The following is a 16130-nucleotide window of genomic DNA, read 5'->3' as shown; positions in this document are numbered from 1 at the left end:
CCCACAGCAGACCCTGGAAGCGTGGATACGTGCCCAACCCGGACAGATTCCCAAATTCCCCGCGCCTTCAGGCGATCGACGAGCGTCTCGAGCCCCTCAAGCGGTTCGAGCTGCGTGCTCCGCGGTCGCGGAACGCCGCGATCGTGCAGTGGGTGGCGCTCGCGCTCGTCGCCGCGGTGCTCTCGACCTTGTTCTTTCTTCCGGGTTTCCTGGGAGCCGGCGTAGCGGCCGCTGCGGGCATCAGCGACTTCAACAAACTGCCCGCCGACCTGAACATCGGGCAGTTCGCGCAGAACTCCACCGTGTTCGCCAAGCAGGGCGGCAACGACGTCCCGATCGCCCAGTTCTACGCGCAGAACCGCAAGGACGTCGCCTGGGCTCAGGTCGCGAACGTCGCCAAGGACGCCGCGACCTCCGCCGAGGACCCCCGGTTCTACAGCGAGGGCGCCGTCGACCTGTTCGGCACCGTGCGCGGCGCGCTCTCCACCGTCGTCGGCGGGAACGTCCAGGGCGGGTCCTCCATCACCCAGCAGTACGTCAAGAACGTCGAGGTCGAGCACTGCGAGGGGCTCACCGACCAGAAGAAGGTCCAGGCCTGCTACAACGACGCCGCGGGTGTGACCCTGCAGCGCAAGATCCAGGAGATGCGCTACGCGGTCGGGCTGGAGAAGAAGTACAGCAAGCAGGACATCCTGCTCGGCTACCTCAACGTCGTGGGCTTCGGCGGCCAGGTGTACGGCATCGAGGCCGCGTCGGAGTACTACTTCAACACCAGCGCCGCCAACCTCACCCTCCCGCAGGCGGCGACCCTGATCGCCATCGTCAACAACCCGTCGAACCTCCGCATCGACGAGCCGAACAACAAGGACAACGGCGCCGCCAACGGGTACAAGCTCACCAAGGCGCGGCGCGACTACGTGCTCGACCGGATGTACGTGAACCACAAGATCTCGCTTGCCGACCGGGATGCCGCAAAGAAGACGCCCATCCAGCCGACGATCACGTCGACGCCGTCGGGCTGCGCCATCGCCCAGAACGTCAACGCCGCGTTCTTCTGCGACTACGTCCGCGACGTCGTCCTCAACGACCCGGCGTACGGCAAGACCAGCGCCGACCGCTGGACGACGCTCAACCGCGGCGGCCTCAAGATCTACACGACCCTGAACCTCGACCTCCAGGCCGCGGCCCAGCAGTCGATCTCCAAGTACATCCCGGCCTCACGGCCCGACATCGACGTGGGAGCGACGAACGTGTCCGTCGAGGTCGGCACCGGGCGCATCGTCACGATGGTGCAGAACAAGTCGTTCAACAACACCGACCAGCCGCAGCCGGGCACGACGGCGGTGAACTACAACACCGACGAGGCCTATGGAGGCTCGCAGGGCTTCCAGACCGGCTCGACGTTCAAGGCGTTCGACCTCGCCGGCTGGCTGGAAGGCGGTCACAGCCTGTACGAGTCCATCAACGCCTCCCAGCACACCTTCCCGATGTCCGAGTTCCACAGCTCGTGCGGCACGGTGTCCGGTCCGGACTGGCCGGTGTCGAACGACGAAGGTTCGGCGAGCAGGCTCTCGGTGATGTCGGCGACGGCCCAGTCGGTCAACACCGCGTTCGCGATGATGGCCACCAAGACCGACCTGTGCTCCATCCTCAAGGCGGCGCAGAACCTCGGCGTGCACCCGGCCAAGAGCGGCGCCCAGCTCAACTCGTACCCGTCGATGATCCTCGGCACGAACAACATCGCGCCGCTGACGATGGCGACGGCCTACGCGGGCATCGCGAACGGCGGCACGGTCTGCACGCCGATCGCGATCGACAAGGTCCTCAACGCGGACGGGACCCCGCACAAGGTGAGCCCGTCGACCTGCACGCAGGGCCTCCAGAAGAACATCGCGTCCGGCATCACCTACGCCCTGCAGGGCGTTATGCGCGGCGGGGGCACCGCGGCCAGCGCGAACCCGTACGACGGCACCCCGATCATGGGCAAGACCGGTACGACGGACGACTCGCTGCAGAACTGGATGATCACCTCCACCACGAAGGTCGCCCAGGCCACCTGGGTGGGCAACGTGTCCGGGTCCGTGCCGCTGCGGAGCCTCGACTTCGACGGCATCGGCGGCGGCAACGTCAAGTTCTCGATCGCCAAGCCGATCCTGAAGGCGCTCGACGCCTTCTACGGCGGCGACTCGTTCCCGAAGCCGGACAGCTCGGTGCTGTACGGCAGCCAGGTGACCGTGCCCGACGTGAGCGGCAAGACGCCCGACCAGGCGACCACGCTGCTCCAGGGGCTCGGGCTGACGGTGACCGTCGACCAGACGCCGGTCCCGAGCGACCAGCCGGCCGGCACCGTCGCGGGCACGGACCCGTCGTCGGGCTCCAGCGTCGACGGCGGGTCGAGCATCACCATCCAGCTCAGCTCGGGTCAGAACACCTCGACGCCGGCGCCGACCCCCACCCCGACGCCCACGCCGACCGGCGGCGGCCTCCTCGGCGGAGGAACCGGCGGAGGCAAGGGCGGCGGCGGAGGCAACGGCGGCTAAGCCGGGACGCGGTCCGGGGCGGGCGTGACCGGACGCCCGCCCGGCCACGCGTCGAGCACCCGCGCGCGCAGGGCGTTCGACCGCTCGGCGAACGCGCGCTGCCTGCGCACGTACTCGGCCTTGCCCTCCGCGGTCTCGATGCGCACGGGCTCCGCGCCCCACGGCCGCATGTCGTAGGGGGAGGCCTGCATGTCGAGCATCCGAATGTCGCGCGCGAGCTCGAACGCGTCGAGCAGGACCTCGCCCGGGACGAGCGGGCCGAGCTTCATCGCCCACTTGTAGACGTCCATCCCGGCGTGCAGGCAGCCGGGCTGCTCCAGCTCCGGCTGCGTCTCGCGCGTCGGCGCGAAGCGGTTGCGGGGCACGGCCTCCGGCGTGAAGAAGCGGAACGCGTCGATGTGCGTGCAGCGCAGCTCGGCGGCCTCCACCACGGCGTCGGTGCCGCCCTGGCCGAGCCGCAGCGGGACGTCGTGGCGGTGCTCGTCCTGCCGGTAGACCATCGCCCACTCGTGCAGGCCGAAGCAGCCGAACTGTCCCGGCCGCGCGGCGGTCGAGCGGAGGATGCGCTCGATCGTGCCGAGCAGCGGCGCCTTCTCGCGCTCCATCGCGGCGCGGTCGACGACGAGGCCGCCGGGCGTCGCGCCTGCGGTGTACCAGCGCCAGGACGCGCGCGGCTCGCCGGCGGCCTCCAGCAGCTCCACCCCGGCGCCGGGATGCCATCGGCGCAGCACCGACGGCGAGTAGGCGTAGTAGGTGAAGAGGAAGTCCTCGATCGGGTGCTTCTCGCCGCGGGAGGCGCGGGCGCGGTGACCGGCGGTGAGCGCGTCGGCGCGCTCGACGTGCGCGGCCTCGCGGGCGCGCCAGTCGGCGGCGGGGAGCTGCAGGGTCACCAGACGAGGATACGCGGCCGGGTCAGCCGAGGGACTCCAGCGGGTTGCGCCGCAGCTTCTCGGCGACCCCGCGATCCACGATCCGCTTCGCCGCGGTGTCCGGCTTGCGCTCGGCCTGGTCGGTCACGCAGGCCGTGAACTCGGCGGCGAGGCCGAGCCGCGGGAACGCCGTGACGACCTCCCGCCGGAAGTCCGCCGGCAGCACGTCGGGCCGCGCGCCGGAGATGTCGAGCGCGGTCGCGACCTCCAGCAGGTGGCCCTCCGGGTCGAAAGCGGGATCGACCTCCGGCCAGTTGTGCCGGACGATCACCTCGTGCGCTCGGGTCCGGCGCGCGGCGGGCCAGCCGGCGCCCGCGGTGAGCGCGTTCGCGACGTGGCCGCCGGCGTCCTCGTAGGCGAGGGTGTGGTTGTCGAAAGCGGGCACGATCCCGATGTCGTGCAACACGGCGGACACGTAGAGCAGCTCGCGGTCGACGCCGTGCAGGCCCTCGACCGTCGCGAAGCCCTCCGCCCACAGCCACGACCGGATCACGTGATTGAGCAGGGACGGCGTGTGGTACTCGGTGGCGAGCTCGAGCGCGGCCCGGGCGGCGGCGGAGTCGGGAGCGGGGATGTCGGCGAGGCGCATGCCTCCATCCTGCCGCCCGCGACCGCACAGATCCGGCCCGCCACCACCCGTTTCCGGCCGACTTCCCGGCCGGCCCGGCACCCTCCGCCTGCCCACCCTTCCCGCCTCCACACCCGCCACCAGGCACCCACACCCCGTGGCTAACGGAGGAGTCTCGGCCCCAGACCTCCTCAATCTCCTCCGTTAGCAGCCCTCCACCGGCGTGTCGCCTCGGATCTCCTCCGCTCGCCGCGCCCGTCGCGAACGGAGGAGATCGGCGGCGGCGGGCTCACAAAAGTCGGTTACCGGAGGGAATTCGCGGGGCTCTGGGCTGGATTTCCTCCGTTAGCCGCGGGATGGGGCCGAGCTGGATGGATACCACCCCACACCCGCCACCCCGCAGCCAACGGAGGAGTCCCGGCGCCGGACCTCGCGGAGATCCTCCGTTAGCCGCCCACTCCCGGTCTGTCGCATCGGATCTCCTCCGCTAGCCACTCCCGTCGTGAACGGAGGAGATCGGCGGCGGCGGGCACACGAAAGTCGGTTACCGGAGGAGATTCGGGGGGATTCGGGGTGGATGTCCTCCGTTAGGCGCAGGTGGGGCGGGTGGGGTGGTTACGGGAGGGTGGGGTCGAGGACGGTGATGCCGGTGCTGGTGGCGGTCTCGGCGAGGGGGAGGAGGCGCGCGGCCTCGGCCAGGCCGACCGTGCGGCTGACCAGCAGCTCGGGCCGGAGGGCGCCCGACGCCACGAGCGCCAGCATCCCGGGGTAGTCGGCCGCCGCCATCCCGTGGCTGCCGAGGAGGTCCAGCTCCCAGGCGATCGCGCGGTCCAGCGGCAGCACGGGCATCCCGCCGGCCAGGAGGCCGATCTGGACGTGCCGGCCGCGGCGGCGCAGCGACAGCACGCTCGAGGCGGCGGTCTCGGCCGAGCCCACCGCGTCGACCGAGACGTGCGCGCCGCCGGAGGTCAGGGCCGCGACGGTCTCCGGCGCGTCCGGGCCGGCCGGGACGGTGTGCTCGGCACCGAGGCGGGCGGCCGCGTCGAGCGCGTCGGCCGAGCGGTCGATCGCGATCGGACGTGCGCCCAGTGCGCGGGCGATCGCGATCGCGCTCAGCCCGACGCCGCCCGCGCCGTAGACCGCGATCCACTCGCCGGGCCGGAGGACGGCTCGCGCGGTCAGCGCGCGGTACGCCGTCGCGAACCGGCAGCCCAGCGCCGCCGCGGCGGAGTCCGGGAGGCCGTCGGGCACCGCCACCAGGTTGAGGTCGGCCGCCCGCACGGCCACGAGCTCGGCGTGCGAGCCCCAGTGCGTGAAGCCGGGCTGGGTCTGCTGCGGGCACACCTGCGCCTGGCCCGACAAACACCACTCGCACGTTCCGCACCCGTTGACGAACGGCGCCGTGACCCGGTCGCCCGGCCGCCAGCCCTCGACGCCAGCTCCGACCGCCTCCACGACCCCGGCGAACTCGTGTCCGGGGACGTGCGGCAGCCGCACCGAGTCGTCGTGGCCGGCCCAGGCGTGCCAGTCGCTCCGGCAGAGCCCGGAGGCGCCGACGCGGATCAGCGCGCCGCCGTCCGGCACCTCGGGCGACGGGAGGTCGCCGACGCCGACCGGCCCGGCGAACTTCTCGTAGTGCAGCGCCTTCATCGGGCCTCCTCCGCAAGATCTGTCGCAGCGGCCAGCTCCGCCGCTCCCATCCTCCCCAGCAGCGCGACCACCGGCCGGTCGGCATCAGCCCAGTCGAGGCCCGCCAGGTCGTCCGTCGCGCGCCACTTCAGCGCATCGTGGTCGGTGGAGGCCGTCGGCGCCGCACCCACGAGGGTCGCGGCGTAGCACGCCAGGTCCACCCGCCCGGTGACCGTCCGGTCGAGCAGCACGCCCACCCGCACCGCGACCCCGAGCTCCTCGCGCAGCTCTCTGCGCAGCGCGTCCTGCGGCGTCTCGCCGGCCTCCACCTTGCCGCCCGGGAACTCCCACCGCCCCGCCGCGTCCTTGTGCGCGGCGCGCCGGCAGGCCAGCACGGCGCCGTCGCGCACGATCACCGCGGCGACGACGGGGAGGGGGCGGCTCGGTGTGGTCACCGTCCCATCCTGCCCTGTCCGGGATGCCAGGATGGTCACGTGACCGACTCGAACCCGACCGTCCTGCTCGTGATCGACCTGCAGAAGGGGGTGCTCCCGGGCTGCCTGGACGCGGACGGCGTCGTCGCCCGGACCGCCGCTCTCGTCGAGCGGGCGCGCGCCGCCGGCACCCCGGTGGTGTGGGTGCAGCACGAGGAGGAGGACCTCCCGTGGGAGAGCGCCCCGTGGCAGCTCGCCGACGGCCTGGTCCCGGCGAAGGGCGAGCCGCTGGTCCGCAAGGAGTACCGCGACGCGTTCGCGGGCACCGACCTGGACGAGGTGCTGGAGTCCCTCGACGCCACCCGCCTGGTCGTCGCCGGCGCGCAGACGGACTTCTGCATCCGCACCACGACGCAGAGCGCGGCCGTGCGCGGCTTCGACGTCGTTCTCGTCGGCGACGCGCACACGACGACCGACGCGGAGTGGGAGGGCGTGACCATCAGCGCGGAGCAGATCGTCGCGCACACCAACCGCTACTTCTCCGGGCTGCGTTACCCGGGTCAGGAGTTCGCGGTCGCGGCGGCAGCCGACGTGGAGCTCTGAGCGCTCCGGCCGTCCGCGCTCAGGGCGTCCAGCGCAGCTCGATGATCTCGTGCGCGTCGCTGAGGTAGAACACGTTCTGCGTGCCCTCGTCCACCTCCACGAACGCGACGGGGTCGCCGACGATCGCGGGGGCGCCGACCAGCGGCCCGATGTCGTTCGTGTGCCAGACGCCCTCCCGCCACCAGAGCTCGTGGACCGCGTTGTCGTGCCCCGTGAAGATCACGTGCTGGGTCGCGACCGGCTGGAACAGTCCCGCCTCGAACGCGTACCCCGCCGGGCTGGAGGTGGCGTAGGGCGTGACCGCGGAGGCGGCGGTCGTGAGGTCGTTGGTGTGCCAGCCCGACGCATCCCACCACAGCTCGATCAGCCGGCCGTTGCCGCTCACATAGTCGATGTGCTGCGTACCCTGGCCGCGGAACACGTACCCGGTCACGGTCTCCGCGTCGCTCACGATCGGCGCGCCGGTGACCGCGGTGAGGTCGCCCCAGTGCCAGGCGGAGGCGTCCCTCCAGAACTCCAGCAGGTGCCCGACGTCGGTGCGCACCAGCACGTGCGCGGTCTTCTGGTCCTCGAACGAGTACCCGGTCGGTGCGGCATCCGGGGCGCAGGGCGGGGCCCCGGTCGCGGCGGTCAGGTCGAGGTGGTGCCAGCCGTTCCCGGAGTTGCTCAGCTCGTGGATGTGACCCCCGCCGCGCGCCTGGTAGACGACGCGCTGCGTGCCGTCGTAGTACGTCTCGTAGCCGAACGGCTGCGAGAGGGTGAGCGGCGCCCCCGCCGCCTCGGTGAGGTCGTTGGCGTTCCAGCCGTCGTCCTCGGTGTACCAGAGCTCGTGGACGTGGCCGTCGAACCGCTGGCCCTGGTACACGACATGCTGCGAGCCCTGGTGCGCCCAGATGTAGCCGTTCGCGTTGGTCGCCGCAGCCGCGCCTCCCGCCTCCGAGACCAGGTTCTTGACGTTCCAGTCGTCGCTCGCGCTGCAGTACAGCTCATGGAGCTGGCCGTCGCCGCCGGTGAGCGAGTTGTAGCCCTGGAACACGACGTGGCGCGTGAACTGTGCGAACAGCCATGCGGTCGGCTGGTACACGGCGTGCGGCGCCCCGGAGGTGGCCGTCGTCAGGTTCTTGAGTCTCCAACCCATGATCCGCTCCGTTCGTGCGGCGTCGGCGTCGGGAGTCGGCGTCGACAGCACCCAGGGTAGGCGCGTGCGGGCCGCTGCGGGCTGGCCGATTCGTGGTACTTTTCCGTCGGCGAGGGGAGTGCCGTGTACACGTCGACCTTCATCTTCGAGGCGAAGCCCTACGACGACGAGTTCCACCGGTTCAACGACGAGATCGCGGCGCGCGCCCGCGTCATCCCGGGCTTCCTCGGCGAGGAGGAGTGGCACAACGAGACCACGGGCCTCCACGCGGAGGTGTACTACTGGGAGACCCTGGAGGCGCTGCAACAGCTGATCGGGATGCCGGTGCACAAGGAGGCCAAGGGCGTCCATGAGCGGTGGATCGGGGCGTACCGCGTGGTGATCGCGGAGGTGCTCAGCACGTATGGGGAGCGGGGGTTGGGGTTGGAGCACGTGCAGGGGGCGGCGGCGACCGCCTGACGCCTGACGCTAGGCCGATATGCTTAGATTTCTGATGGGCGCGTGAACGGTCAGGCGACCGGGGAGGAGTCGGCATGTTCTTCGGAGGTGCGCACGAGGTGGACGGGTGGCCCCGCGAGATGCTCATCCGCGTCTCCGACGGGTCGAATCTGCTCGAACTGCTGTGGCTGCGCCACGTTGCGGTCGCGAATGCGGAACCGTCGCTCCCGGCGGCGGCGTTGGTCGGTGATCCCGTCGCCTCCGACGATTACCGACTCGTCGGCCTGTGGGAGGCGTCGTGGAAGCGAGCCCTGGAGCACTCGCGTCGCGTCCAGGAGGTCGATCCGCTCGCGATCCCTGAATCCTCGGACCTCTGGAGCGCGCCTGACATCGCGCCGCTCGCGGCGGAGCTCGGAGTGGACGCGCGTTCGGGTGCTGGGTCCTGGCGAGAGTCGCTCGCCTTCCATGACGCGGAGAGAACAGTGACCGTCAGCACACGTGGTGCGTGGGAGAGGGGACTGCGGGTGGTTCTCGAACTCCCATTGGTCGGCCCCTATGCCCGGGAGCTCTCGCGGCAGACCTTCCTGGTGTCGAGCGCGACGCGTCGCGATGACGTCGCATACGCGGCAGCGCTGGATTCATTCGGACGGAATCCGGAGCGGGCGCCCTCCCGGCGATGACGCCCGCTCAGGCGATCGGCGCGATCAGGAATGGAAGTTCTCTCCCGGTGACCCGGAAGCGCAGACCGTGCCGTCGCTCATGACGACGTTGGAGCCGGGCAGGACGTTCGCGAAGCCGTCCCCGGGCATCGAGAACGACCAACTGCTGCTCCAGGAGGGTCCGCTCGCGCCTCCCCACCAGGTCGACGGCATCCCGGACCACCCCCACACCTGAACCGTCCAGTTCTTGGCTATCACCGGTCTCGGGACGACATAGCCGGTTGAGACGAACTTCGAATTGCCGCGACTGACCGCGTTGATCCACGAGTTGCCGCAGGGTCCACTGACGTAGGTGGTCCGCGCTCTCGCGAGCGCCCGCTCGAAGTCGATCGCTTCCGGGCTGACGGCGACGGACCGCTGTGCACCATCAGCGTCCGTGACTACCCGATACCCGTTGGCTTCCGCGACAGCGACATCGAAGCCGGACGGAACCATGGCCAGTGTGACCGTCTCCATTTGCGGTGACGGTTCGTCGGCCGAGGCGGCGAGAGCGCCGGAAAGGACGAAAGCTCCCGTCGCGGCTGCTGCTATCCCGGCTCGAATCGCGGCACGTCGAATGCGCATGTGAGTTCCCTTCGTCGTTGAAAGCGTGCTCCCATGTGTGAGCACCGATTCAGGTTACTACAGACGCTAGATGTGAGATAGATATTTCTACTCGCACTACGACCGCGATTCAGGCCGAGCTGAACCAGCCGCCCCAGCTACAGCTGCGCCCCCAACTTGAACCCGTGCTCCGTATCGTCCTTCCGCGTGTACGAGAACCCGTCCGCCCCGATGGTCACCGCCATCTCCGAGTCGTCCGTGCGCGCCGTCAGCGGCTGCACGTTCCCGTCCAGGTCGAGCACCGGTGACGCGTCCGTGTACCACGACGGCACCACCGGGTTGCCCCACCAGTCGCGGCGCTGGTTGTCGTGGACGTCCCACGTGACGACCGGGTTGTCCGGGTCGCCGGTGTAGTAGTCCTGCGTGTAGATCTCCACGCGGTGGCCGTCGGGGTCGCGCAGGTAGAGGTAGAACGCGTTGGAGACGCCGTGGCGTCCCGGGCCGCGCTCGATGGCGTCGCTCATCCGGAGGGCGCCGAGCTTGTCGCAGATCGCGATGATGTTGTGCTTCTCGTGGGTGGCGAACGCGACGTGGTGCATGCGTGGGCCGTCGCCGCCGGTCATCGCGGTGTCGTGCACGGTCGGCTTGCGGCGCATCCACGCGGCGTACGTCGTGCCCGCCTCGTCCTGGATGTCCTCCGTCACCCGGAAGCCGAGGTCCTCCATGTACTTCACGGCGCGCGGGACGTCCGGGGTCACCTGGTTGAAGTGGTCGATGCGCACCAGCTCGCCCGGGGTGTGGACGTCGTAGCTCCAGGTCAGCCGCTCGACGTGCTGGACCTCGTGGAAGAACTCGTACGGGAAGCCGAGCGGGTCCTCCACGCGGACGCTGTCGCCGACGCCCTTCGTGAAGCCCTCCGCCCGACGCTCGACCCGGCAGCCGAGCTCGGTGTAGAACGCGACGGCGCGGTCGAGGTCCTCCGGGGTCCGCACCCGGTAGGCGAACGCGGCGACGGCGGCGACCGGGCCCTTCCGCAGCACGAGGTTGTGGTGGATGAACTCCTCCAGGCTGCGCAAGTAGACGGTGTCCTCGTCCTCCTCGGTGATGTGGAGGCCGAGCACGTCGACGTAGAAGTCGCGGCTGGCCTGCAGGTCGGTGACGACGAGCTCCATGTAGGCGGCGCGGACGACGTCCGGCGGCGCGGAGGCGGGGGTGGGGATGGGCGTGCTCATGCTGACTCCTTCGTCATTCGGCGCCGAAGCGCGGCGTGTGGACCGGGCCCAGCGTGATGTGGACGGCCTGCTGGTCGGTGTAGAAGTCGATGGAGCGGTAGCCGCCCTCGTGGCCGAGGCCCGAGGCCTTCACCCCGCCGAACGGGGTGCGGAGGTCGCGGACGTTGTGCGAGTTGAGCCAGACCATCCCGGCCTCCACGTTCTGGGCGAAAGTGTGGGCGCGGGTCAGGTCGTTGGTCCAGAGGTAGGCGGCGAGGCCGTACTTCACGCCGTTGGCGAGCTCCAGCGCCTCGGCCTCCGAGTCGAACGGGGTGATCGCGACGACCGGGCCGAAGATCTCCTCTTGGAAGATGCGCGCGTCCGGCGCGACGTCGGCGAAGACGGTCGGCGCGATGTAGTTGCCGTGGTCGATGCCCTCCGGGCGGCCGCCGCCGGCGAGCAGGCGGCCCTCCTGCTTTCCGAGCTCGACGTAGCTCATCACCTTGTCGTAGTGCTCCGGGTGCACGAGCGCGCCGACCTCCGTGGCGGGGTCGTGCGGGTCGCCGACGACGATGCGCTTCGCCCGCTCGGCATACCGCGAGCAGAACTCGTCGTAGACCGCGCGCTCGACCAGGATGCGGGAGCCGGCGGTGCAGCGCTCGCCGTTCAGCGAGAACACGCCGAACAGGGTGGAGTCGATCGCGGCGTCCAGGTCGGCGTCGGCGAAGACGATCGCGGGGGACTTGCCGCCGAGCTCCATCGACAGGCCCTTCAGGAAGGGCGCGGCGTTCGCGAAGATGAGCTGCCCGGTGCTGCTCTCGCCGGTGAAGGAGATGAGCGGGACGTCGGGATGCTTCACCAGCGCGTCGCCGGCCTCCTCGCCGAGGCCGTTGACCAGGTTGAACACGCCGTCCGGCACGCCGGCGTCGCGGAAGATCTCGGCCCAGAGCGACGCCGACAGCGGGGTGAACTCGGCGGGCTTGAGGACGACGGTGTTGCCGGTCGCGAGCGCCGGGGCCAGCTTCCAGCTCTCCAGCATGAACGGCGTGTTCCACGGCGTGATCAGCCCGGCGACGCCGATCGGCTTGCGGTTGACGTAGTTGAGCTGGCTGCCCGGCACCTTGTAGGCGTCGTCGGCCTGCGCCACGATCAGGTCGGCGAAGAACCGGAAGTTCTCGGCCGCGCGCTGCGCCTGGCCGAGCGCCTGGGTGATCGGGAGGCCGGTGTCGAAGGTCTCCAGCTCGGCGAGGCGGGCGTCCTGTGCGGCGACGGCGTCGGCGATCCGGTTCAGGACGCGGGCGCGCTCGCGCGGCTTCATCCGCGGCCAGGGCCCCTCGCGGAACGCGCGGCGAGCGGCGGCGACGGCGAGGTCGATGTCCTCCTTCTGCCCGGCTGCCGCCTGCGCATACGTCTCGTTGGACACCGGGTCGAGCACGTCGAACGTCTTCCCGGAGACGCTGTCGACGAACCTCCCGTCGATGAAGTGCTGGATCGTCGCCGGCAGATCGGCGGGGATGTGGTGGTGCGGCATGCGCGGCCTCCTGTTACGTGGATCGGTGGGACGTCAGTGCTGGCGCTCGGCCTGGTAGTGCTGGAGCGCGTCCAGCGTCGCGAGCCGGTGGTCGCGGGCGGCGAGCTCGATGTCGATGGGGTCGGCGCCGGTCTCGATCAGCCGGAGGAGCTGCTCGTGCTCGGCCACCGACTCGCGGGCGCGGCCCGGGACGAAGCTGAACGTGGAGTCGCGCAGCACGGTCAGGCGGTTCCAGCCGCGCTGCACGAGGTCGAGGATGTGCGGGTTCGGGCACTCCTCGAACAGCACGGAGTGGAACCGCTGGTTGAGCTCCGTGAAGCGGTGCGGGATGAAGTCGTCCAGGCACGCGATCAGCTCGCGGTTGATCAGCCGGGCGCGCTGGAGGTGGTCGCCGGTGAGCAGGGGGGCGGACAGCCGGGTGGCAGCGCCCTCCACCAGCGCGAGGGTCTCCATCGTGTACGCGTACTCGGCGTCGTGCAGCAGGGCGACCTGGGCGCCGACGTTCTTCTCGAAGGTGACCAGCCCCTCGGCCTCCAGCCGCCGGATCGCCTCCCGCACCGGGACGACGCTGACGCCGAGCTCACCGGCGATCTGGCCGAGGACGAGCCGGAACCCGGACACGTAGCGGCCGTCGTCGATGCGGGCGCGGATGAAGTCGTAGGCGAGCTGGGACTTGCTCGGCGCGGCGGCCTGCCTCACTGCTGCGTCAGCCATGCCCGGTACCTCTCCTTCCAGGCCGCGTTCATCGGGAACAGGCCGTCGACCTTCTCGCCGGCCCGCACCATCTCCGCGATGAACTCCTCCTCGCGCTCCTGCTCGATGGCGTCCGCGACCACCTCCGCCACGAGCGCGGGCGGGATGACGAGGAGGCCGTCCGCGTCGCCGACGATGACGTCGCCCGGCAGCACGGTGGCACCGCCGCAGGCGATCGCGACGTCGGCGTCCCACGGCACGTGCTTGCGGCCGAGCACCGCGGGGTGCGGGCCAACGTGGTAGGTCGGGATGTCGAGGGCGGCGACCTCCGCGAGGTCGCGGACGCCGCCGTCGGTGACGATCCCGGCCGCGCCGTTGACCTGGGCGCGCAGCGCGAGGACGTCGCCGACGGTGCCGCTGCCGCGCTCGCCGCGGGCCTCGATCACGAGCACCTCGCCGGCGCCGACCGCGTCGAACGCGCGCTTCTGGGCGTTGTAGCCGCCGCCGTGCGACGCGAAGAGGTCCTCGCGGCCGGGGAGGTAGCGGAGCGTCCGGGCGGTGCCGACCAGGCGGGCGCCGGGACGGGTGGAGGTGAGGCCGTCGATCGAGACGGCGTTCAGCCCGCGTTTGCGGAGCTGGGAGCTGAGGGTGGCGGTGGAGACAGAGGACAGCTGCGCGCGGAGTTCGTCGGTGAGTAGGAAAGCGGGCTCGGGAGGCGTGCCCCACGCATCGGACCGCTGTACGTCGTCCACGCTCGGCTTCGACCCGAAGTCGCCGAACGCGACCGTGCCCTCGGTGATCCGGGTGACCAGCCGCCCGGAGGTCGGCGCGCCCGGCGCGGTCGGGGCGTCGACCTCGACCTCCACCGTGTCGCCGGGCTGCGTGACCGACGACCCCGCGGGCGTGCCGGTGAGGATGACGTCGCCGGGCTCCAGCGTCATCAGCTGCGAGAGGTCGGCCACCAGGCGGCCGAACGGGAAGAGCAGGTCGTCGCTCGTGCCGTCCTGCACCAGCTCGCCGTTCAGCCAGGTGCGCACCCGCACGGCGCCCGGGTCGACGGCGGCGGCCGGGATGATCGCGGGGCCGAGCGGGGTGAAGCCGTCGCCGCCCTTCGAGCGGACGTTGGAGCCCTTGTCGGCGGCGCGCAGGTCGTAGAGGCCGAAGTCGTTCGCGGCGGTGATGCCGGACACGGCCGCCCAGCCCTCGTCTGGGGAGACCCGGCGGGTGGGCCGGCCGATGATGAGCGCGACCTCGCCCTCGAACGCGAGGAGCTCGGTTCCGGCCGGACGTTCGAGCACGTCGCCGGAGACCGCGACCGAGGAGGCCGGCTTGAAGAAATAGGAAGGCTGCACCGGGGTGCGTCCGCGCTGCGCGGCGCGCGAGCGGTAGTTGAGGTGCACCGCGATGATCTTGCCGGGCCGGCCGGTGTCGCTCACAGCTCAGGTCTCCTCGTCGTCGGGGATGGGGTGGAACGTATTCGAGATTGTATACGATCTGGCTGACGTGGGGAAGGGCGTCAGTACGACGCCGGGGCCGGACCGCTGTCGGCGTCCCCGATGAACCGCGACGCGAGCCCCTCCGAGGCGCGCGCCAGCAGCGTCACATCGCTGCCGACCAGCACATAGGCGGCGCCGGCCTCCGCGTACCGGGCGGCCATCGCCGGGTCGAACGCATTCACGCCCACCGGCGTCCCGGCCTCCCGCCCCGCGCGGATGACACTCTCGACGGCGGCCACCACGTCCGGGTGGTCCTGCTGGCCGAGCAGGCCCATCGACGCGGCGAGGTCCGCGGGGCCGACGAGCAGGGCGTCCACGCCCTCCACCGCCGCGATGGCGCCTGCGGCACGGAGCCCGTCGGTGGTCTCGATCTGCACGGTCAGCGACACCAGCTCGTGGGCGCGCGCCAGGTAGTCCGGGATGCGGCTCCAGCGCGACGACCGCGCCAGTGCGCTGCCGACCCCGCGGACGCCGAGCGGCGGATACCGCACCGCCCGCACCATCTCCTCGGCCTCCCGCACGCTGGACACCATCGGCACGAGCACGTTCTGCGCGCCCAGGTCGAGGAGCTGCTTGAGGATCACGGCGTCCCCGATCGGCGCGCGCACTACCGGGACGACCGGGTAGGCGGCCGCCGCCTGCAGCTGCGCGAGGATCGACTCCAGCCCGACGGGGGAGTGCTCGCCGTCGATCAGCAGGATGTCGAGCCCGCTGCCCGCGCAGATCTCGGCGACGAGCGGGCTGCCCGCGCACGACCACATCCCGTACAGGGTGCGGTCGGCCGCGCGCAGGCGGTCGGCGAAGGTGGGCGCGGGGGTCAGGCGAATCGGCATGTCACGGCTCCCAGGGTCCCGTAGTCGGCGTGGATGGTGTCGCCGCGCTCCACCCAGAGCGGGCGGGTGAACGAGCCGGCGAGGACGATGTCCCCGGCCTCCAGACGCGTCCCGTGCTGCGCGAGCTTGTTCGCGAGCCACGCGACGCCGGCGGCGGGATGGTCGAGCACCGCGGCGGCGACGCCGGACTCCTCGATGGTCTCGTTGCGGTACAGCAGCGCGGACACCCAGCGCAGGTCGACCGCGTCGGGCGCGACCGGGCGGCCGCCGACGACCATGCCGCCCATCGCGGCGTTGTCGGAGATGGTGTCGACGATGGTGCGGCCCGCCAGCTCGATGCGAGAGCTCAGGATCTCCAGCGCGGGCACGACGTACCGGGTCGCGTCGAGCACGTCGAAGAGCGTGACGTCCGGCCCCGCCAGCGGCTCGGCGAGCACGAAGGCCAGCTCGACTTCGATCCGCACGTTCGAGTACCGGTCGAACGGGATGACCGCCCCCGTCTCGTAGACCATGTCCGCGAAGATCGCGCCGTAGTCCGGCTCGGTGATCCCCGTCGCCTGCTGCATCACCTTCGAGGTCAGCCCGATCTTGCGGCCGACCAGCCTGCGCCCTGCGGCGAGCCCGCGCTCGACCCAGACGCCCTGCACGGCGTAGGCGTCGTCCACCGTCATGCCGGGGTGGCGGGCCGTCAGCAGCGGGACCGTCGCGCGCTCGCGTTCGGCGTCCGCGAGCTCGTCCGCGATCGCGTGGATGGTGGAGGTGTCGAGCATCGGCGGCTCCCTGTCGTCGTCGGAGGGCGTCATCCGGGCCCGGAGGAGACCCGCT

At 71.2% G+C, this 16130-nt stretch carries 16 protein-coding genes; 4 read left to right on the top strand and 12 right to left on the bottom strand.

Features of this window, described 5'->3' with window-relative positions; translation table 11 throughout:
• Window positions 1–29 precede the first annotated feature (29 nt).
• On the top strand, window positions 30–2540 hold the full coding sequence (locus ABCS02_RS15265) for a transglycosylase domain-containing protein (protein WP_345836520.1): 2511 nt from the start codon (window positions 30–32) through the stop codon (window positions 2538–2540).
• On the opposite strand, the gene ABCS02_RS15260 is transcribed toward ABCS02_RS15265, so the two are convergent.
• The 4 genes from ABCS02_RS15260 to ABCS02_RS15245 form a co-directional block, all read right to left on the bottom strand.
• Window positions 2537–3424: a 3-methyladenine DNA glycosylase gene (locus ABCS02_RS15260; protein ID WP_345837321.1), complete on the bottom strand. Its 888-nt coding sequence runs from the start codon at window positions 3422–3424 to the stop codon at window positions 2537–2539. The two genes, ABCS02_RS15265 and ABCS02_RS15260, sit on opposite strands and share 4 nt — an antisense overlap.
• A gap of 28 nt (window positions 3425–3452) precedes the next feature.
• Window positions 3453–4058, bottom strand: coding sequence for an HD domain-containing protein (locus ABCS02_RS15255; RefSeq protein ID WP_345836519.1), 606 nt, complete (start codon window positions 4056–4058; stop codon window positions 3453–3455).
• A gap of 594 nt (window positions 4059–4652) precedes the next feature.
• Window positions 4653–5687, bottom strand: coding sequence for an alcohol dehydrogenase catalytic domain-containing protein (locus ABCS02_RS15250; RefSeq protein ID WP_345836518.1), 1035 nt, complete (start codon window positions 5685–5687; stop codon window positions 4653–4655).
• Window positions 5684–6121: a (deoxy)nucleoside triphosphate pyrophosphohydrolase gene (locus ABCS02_RS15245; protein ID WP_345836517.1), complete on the bottom strand. Its 438-nt coding sequence runs from the start codon at window positions 6119–6121 to the stop codon at window positions 5684–5686. The genes ABCS02_RS15250 and ABCS02_RS15245 overlap by 4 nt, the downstream gene beginning before the upstream one ends.
• Window positions 6122–6160: 39 nt before the next feature.
• Here ABCS02_RS15245 and ABCS02_RS15240 point away from each other — a divergent pair, with 39 nt between their 5' ends.
• Window positions 6161–6703 (top strand): cysteine hydrolase family protein, encoded by a 543-nt coding sequence (locus ABCS02_RS15240; protein WP_345836516.1) that lies wholly within the window; start codon window positions 6161–6163, stop codon window positions 6701–6703.
• 19 nt (window positions 6704–6722) lie between these two features.
• Here the strand turns inward: ABCS02_RS15240 and ABCS02_RS15235 are convergent, their stop codons facing one another.
• A complete protein-coding gene (locus ABCS02_RS15235) occupies window positions 6723–7841 on the bottom strand; it encodes a hypothetical protein (RefSeq protein WP_345836515.1) in 1119 nt (372 codons plus the stop codon).
• A 123-nt stretch (window positions 7842–7964) separates the two neighbouring features.
• Between ABCS02_RS15235 and ABCS02_RS15230 the strand changes: the two genes are divergently transcribed.
• Together ABCS02_RS15230 and ABCS02_RS15225 are read left to right on the top strand one after the other, a co-directional pair.
• Window positions 7965–8300 (top strand): hypothetical protein, encoded by a 336-nt coding sequence (locus ABCS02_RS15230; protein ID WP_345836514.1) that lies wholly within the window; start codon window positions 7965–7967, stop codon window positions 8298–8300.
• Between the two features lie 74 nt (window positions 8301–8374).
• Window positions 8375–8959: a hypothetical protein gene (locus tag ABCS02_RS15225; protein ID WP_345836513.1), complete on the top strand. Its 585-nt coding sequence runs from the start codon at window positions 8375–8377 to the stop codon at window positions 8957–8959.
• Between the two features lie 24 nt (window positions 8960–8983).
• On the opposite strand, the gene ABCS02_RS15220 is transcribed toward ABCS02_RS15225, so the two are convergent.
• The 7 genes from ABCS02_RS15220 to hpaH form a co-directional block, all read right to left on the bottom strand.
• Window positions 8984–9562 (bottom strand): hypothetical protein, encoded by a 579-nt coding sequence (locus ABCS02_RS15220; protein ID WP_345836512.1) that lies wholly within the window; start codon window positions 9560–9562, stop codon window positions 8984–8986.
• 137 nt (window positions 9563–9699) lie between these two features.
• Window positions 9700–10773 (bottom strand): 3,4-dihydroxyphenylacetate 2,3-dioxygenase, encoded by a 1074-nt coding sequence (gene hpaD, locus ABCS02_RS15215; RefSeq protein WP_345836511.1) that lies wholly within the window; start codon window positions 10771–10773, stop codon window positions 9700–9702.
• Between the two features lie 13 nt (window positions 10774–10786).
• Window positions 10787–12283 (bottom strand): 5-carboxymethyl-2-hydroxymuconate semialdehyde dehydrogenase, encoded by a 1497-nt coding sequence (gene hpaE / locus ABCS02_RS15210; protein WP_345836510.1) that lies wholly within the window; start codon window positions 12281–12283, stop codon window positions 10787–10789.
• Window positions 12284–12316: 33 nt separating this feature from the next.
• A complete protein-coding gene (locus ABCS02_RS15205) occupies window positions 12317–12997 on the bottom strand; it encodes a GntR family transcriptional regulator (protein WP_345836509.1) in 681 nt (226 codons plus the stop codon).
• Window positions 12979–14412 carry a fumarylacetoacetate hydrolase family protein gene (locus ABCS02_RS15200; RefSeq protein ID WP_345836508.1) on the bottom strand — a complete coding sequence of 478 codons (1434 nt, stop codon included), beginning with the start codon at window positions 14410–14412 and terminating at the stop codon, window positions 12979–12981. Before ABCS02_RS15200 ends, ABCS02_RS15205 begins: the two co-directional genes overlap by 19 nt.
• 80 nt (window positions 14413–14492) lie before the next feature.
• Entirely contained in the window at window positions 14493–15305 is an 813-nt protein-coding gene (locus tag ABCS02_RS15195; protein WP_345836507.1) for an HpcH/HpaI aldolase/citrate lyase family protein, read from the bottom strand.
• On the bottom strand, window positions 15290–16075 hold the full coding sequence (gene hpaH / locus ABCS02_RS15190; RefSeq protein ID WP_345836506.1) for a 2-oxo-hept-4-ene-1,7-dioate hydratase: 786 nt from the start codon (window positions 16073–16075) through the stop codon (window positions 15290–15292). The genes ABCS02_RS15195 and hpaH overlap by 16 nt, the downstream gene beginning before the upstream one ends.
• Window positions 16076–16130 lie beyond the last annotated feature (55 nt).

It is taken from the genome of Microbacterium sp. X-17 (genome assembly GCF_039615055.1).
Note: the sequence above shows the minus strand (reverse complement) of the source record. Positions and strands in the feature narration are given on the sequence as shown.

Bases quoted from the DNA above. Each gene is read 5' to 3' on its own strand.
- hpaH (WP_345836506.1), bottom strand. From the start codon at position 16,075: ATGCTCGACACCTCCACCATCCACGCGATCGCGGACGAGCTCGCGGAC.
- ABCS02_RS15220 (WP_345836512.1), bottom strand. From the start codon at position 9,562: ATGCGCATTCGACGTGCCGCGATTCGAGCCGGGATAGCAGCAGCCGCG.
- ABCS02_RS15205 (WP_345836509.1), bottom strand. From the start codon at position 12,997: ATGGCTGACGCAGCAGTGAGGCAGGCCGCCGCGCCGAGCAAGTCCCAG.
- ABCS02_RS15195 (WP_345836507.1), bottom strand. From the start codon at position 15,305: ATGCCGATTCGCCTGACCCCCGCGCCCACCTTCGCCGACCGCCTGCGC.
- ABCS02_RS15225 (WP_345836513.1), top strand. From the start codon at position 8,375: ATGTTCTTCGGAGGTGCGCACGAGGTGGACGGGTGGCCCCGCGAGATG.
- hpaD (WP_345836511.1), bottom strand. From the start codon at position 10,773: ATGAGCACGCCCATCCCCACCCCCGCCTCCGCGCCGCCGGACGTCGTC.
- ABCS02_RS15255 (WP_345836519.1), bottom strand. From the start codon at position 4,058: ATGCGCCTCGCCGACATCCCCGCTCCCGACTCCGCCGCCGCCCGGGCC.
- ABCS02_RS15250 (WP_345836518.1), bottom strand. From the start codon at position 5,687: ATGAAGGCGCTGCACTACGAGAAGTTCGCCGGGCCGGTCGGCGTCGGC.
- ABCS02_RS15235 (WP_345836515.1), bottom strand. From the start codon at position 7,841: ATGGGTTGGAGACTCAAGAACCTGACGACGGCCACCTCCGGGGCGCCG.
- hpaE (WP_345836510.1), bottom strand. From the start codon at position 12,283: ATGCCGCACCACCACATCCCCGCCGATCTGCCGGCGACGATCCAGCAC.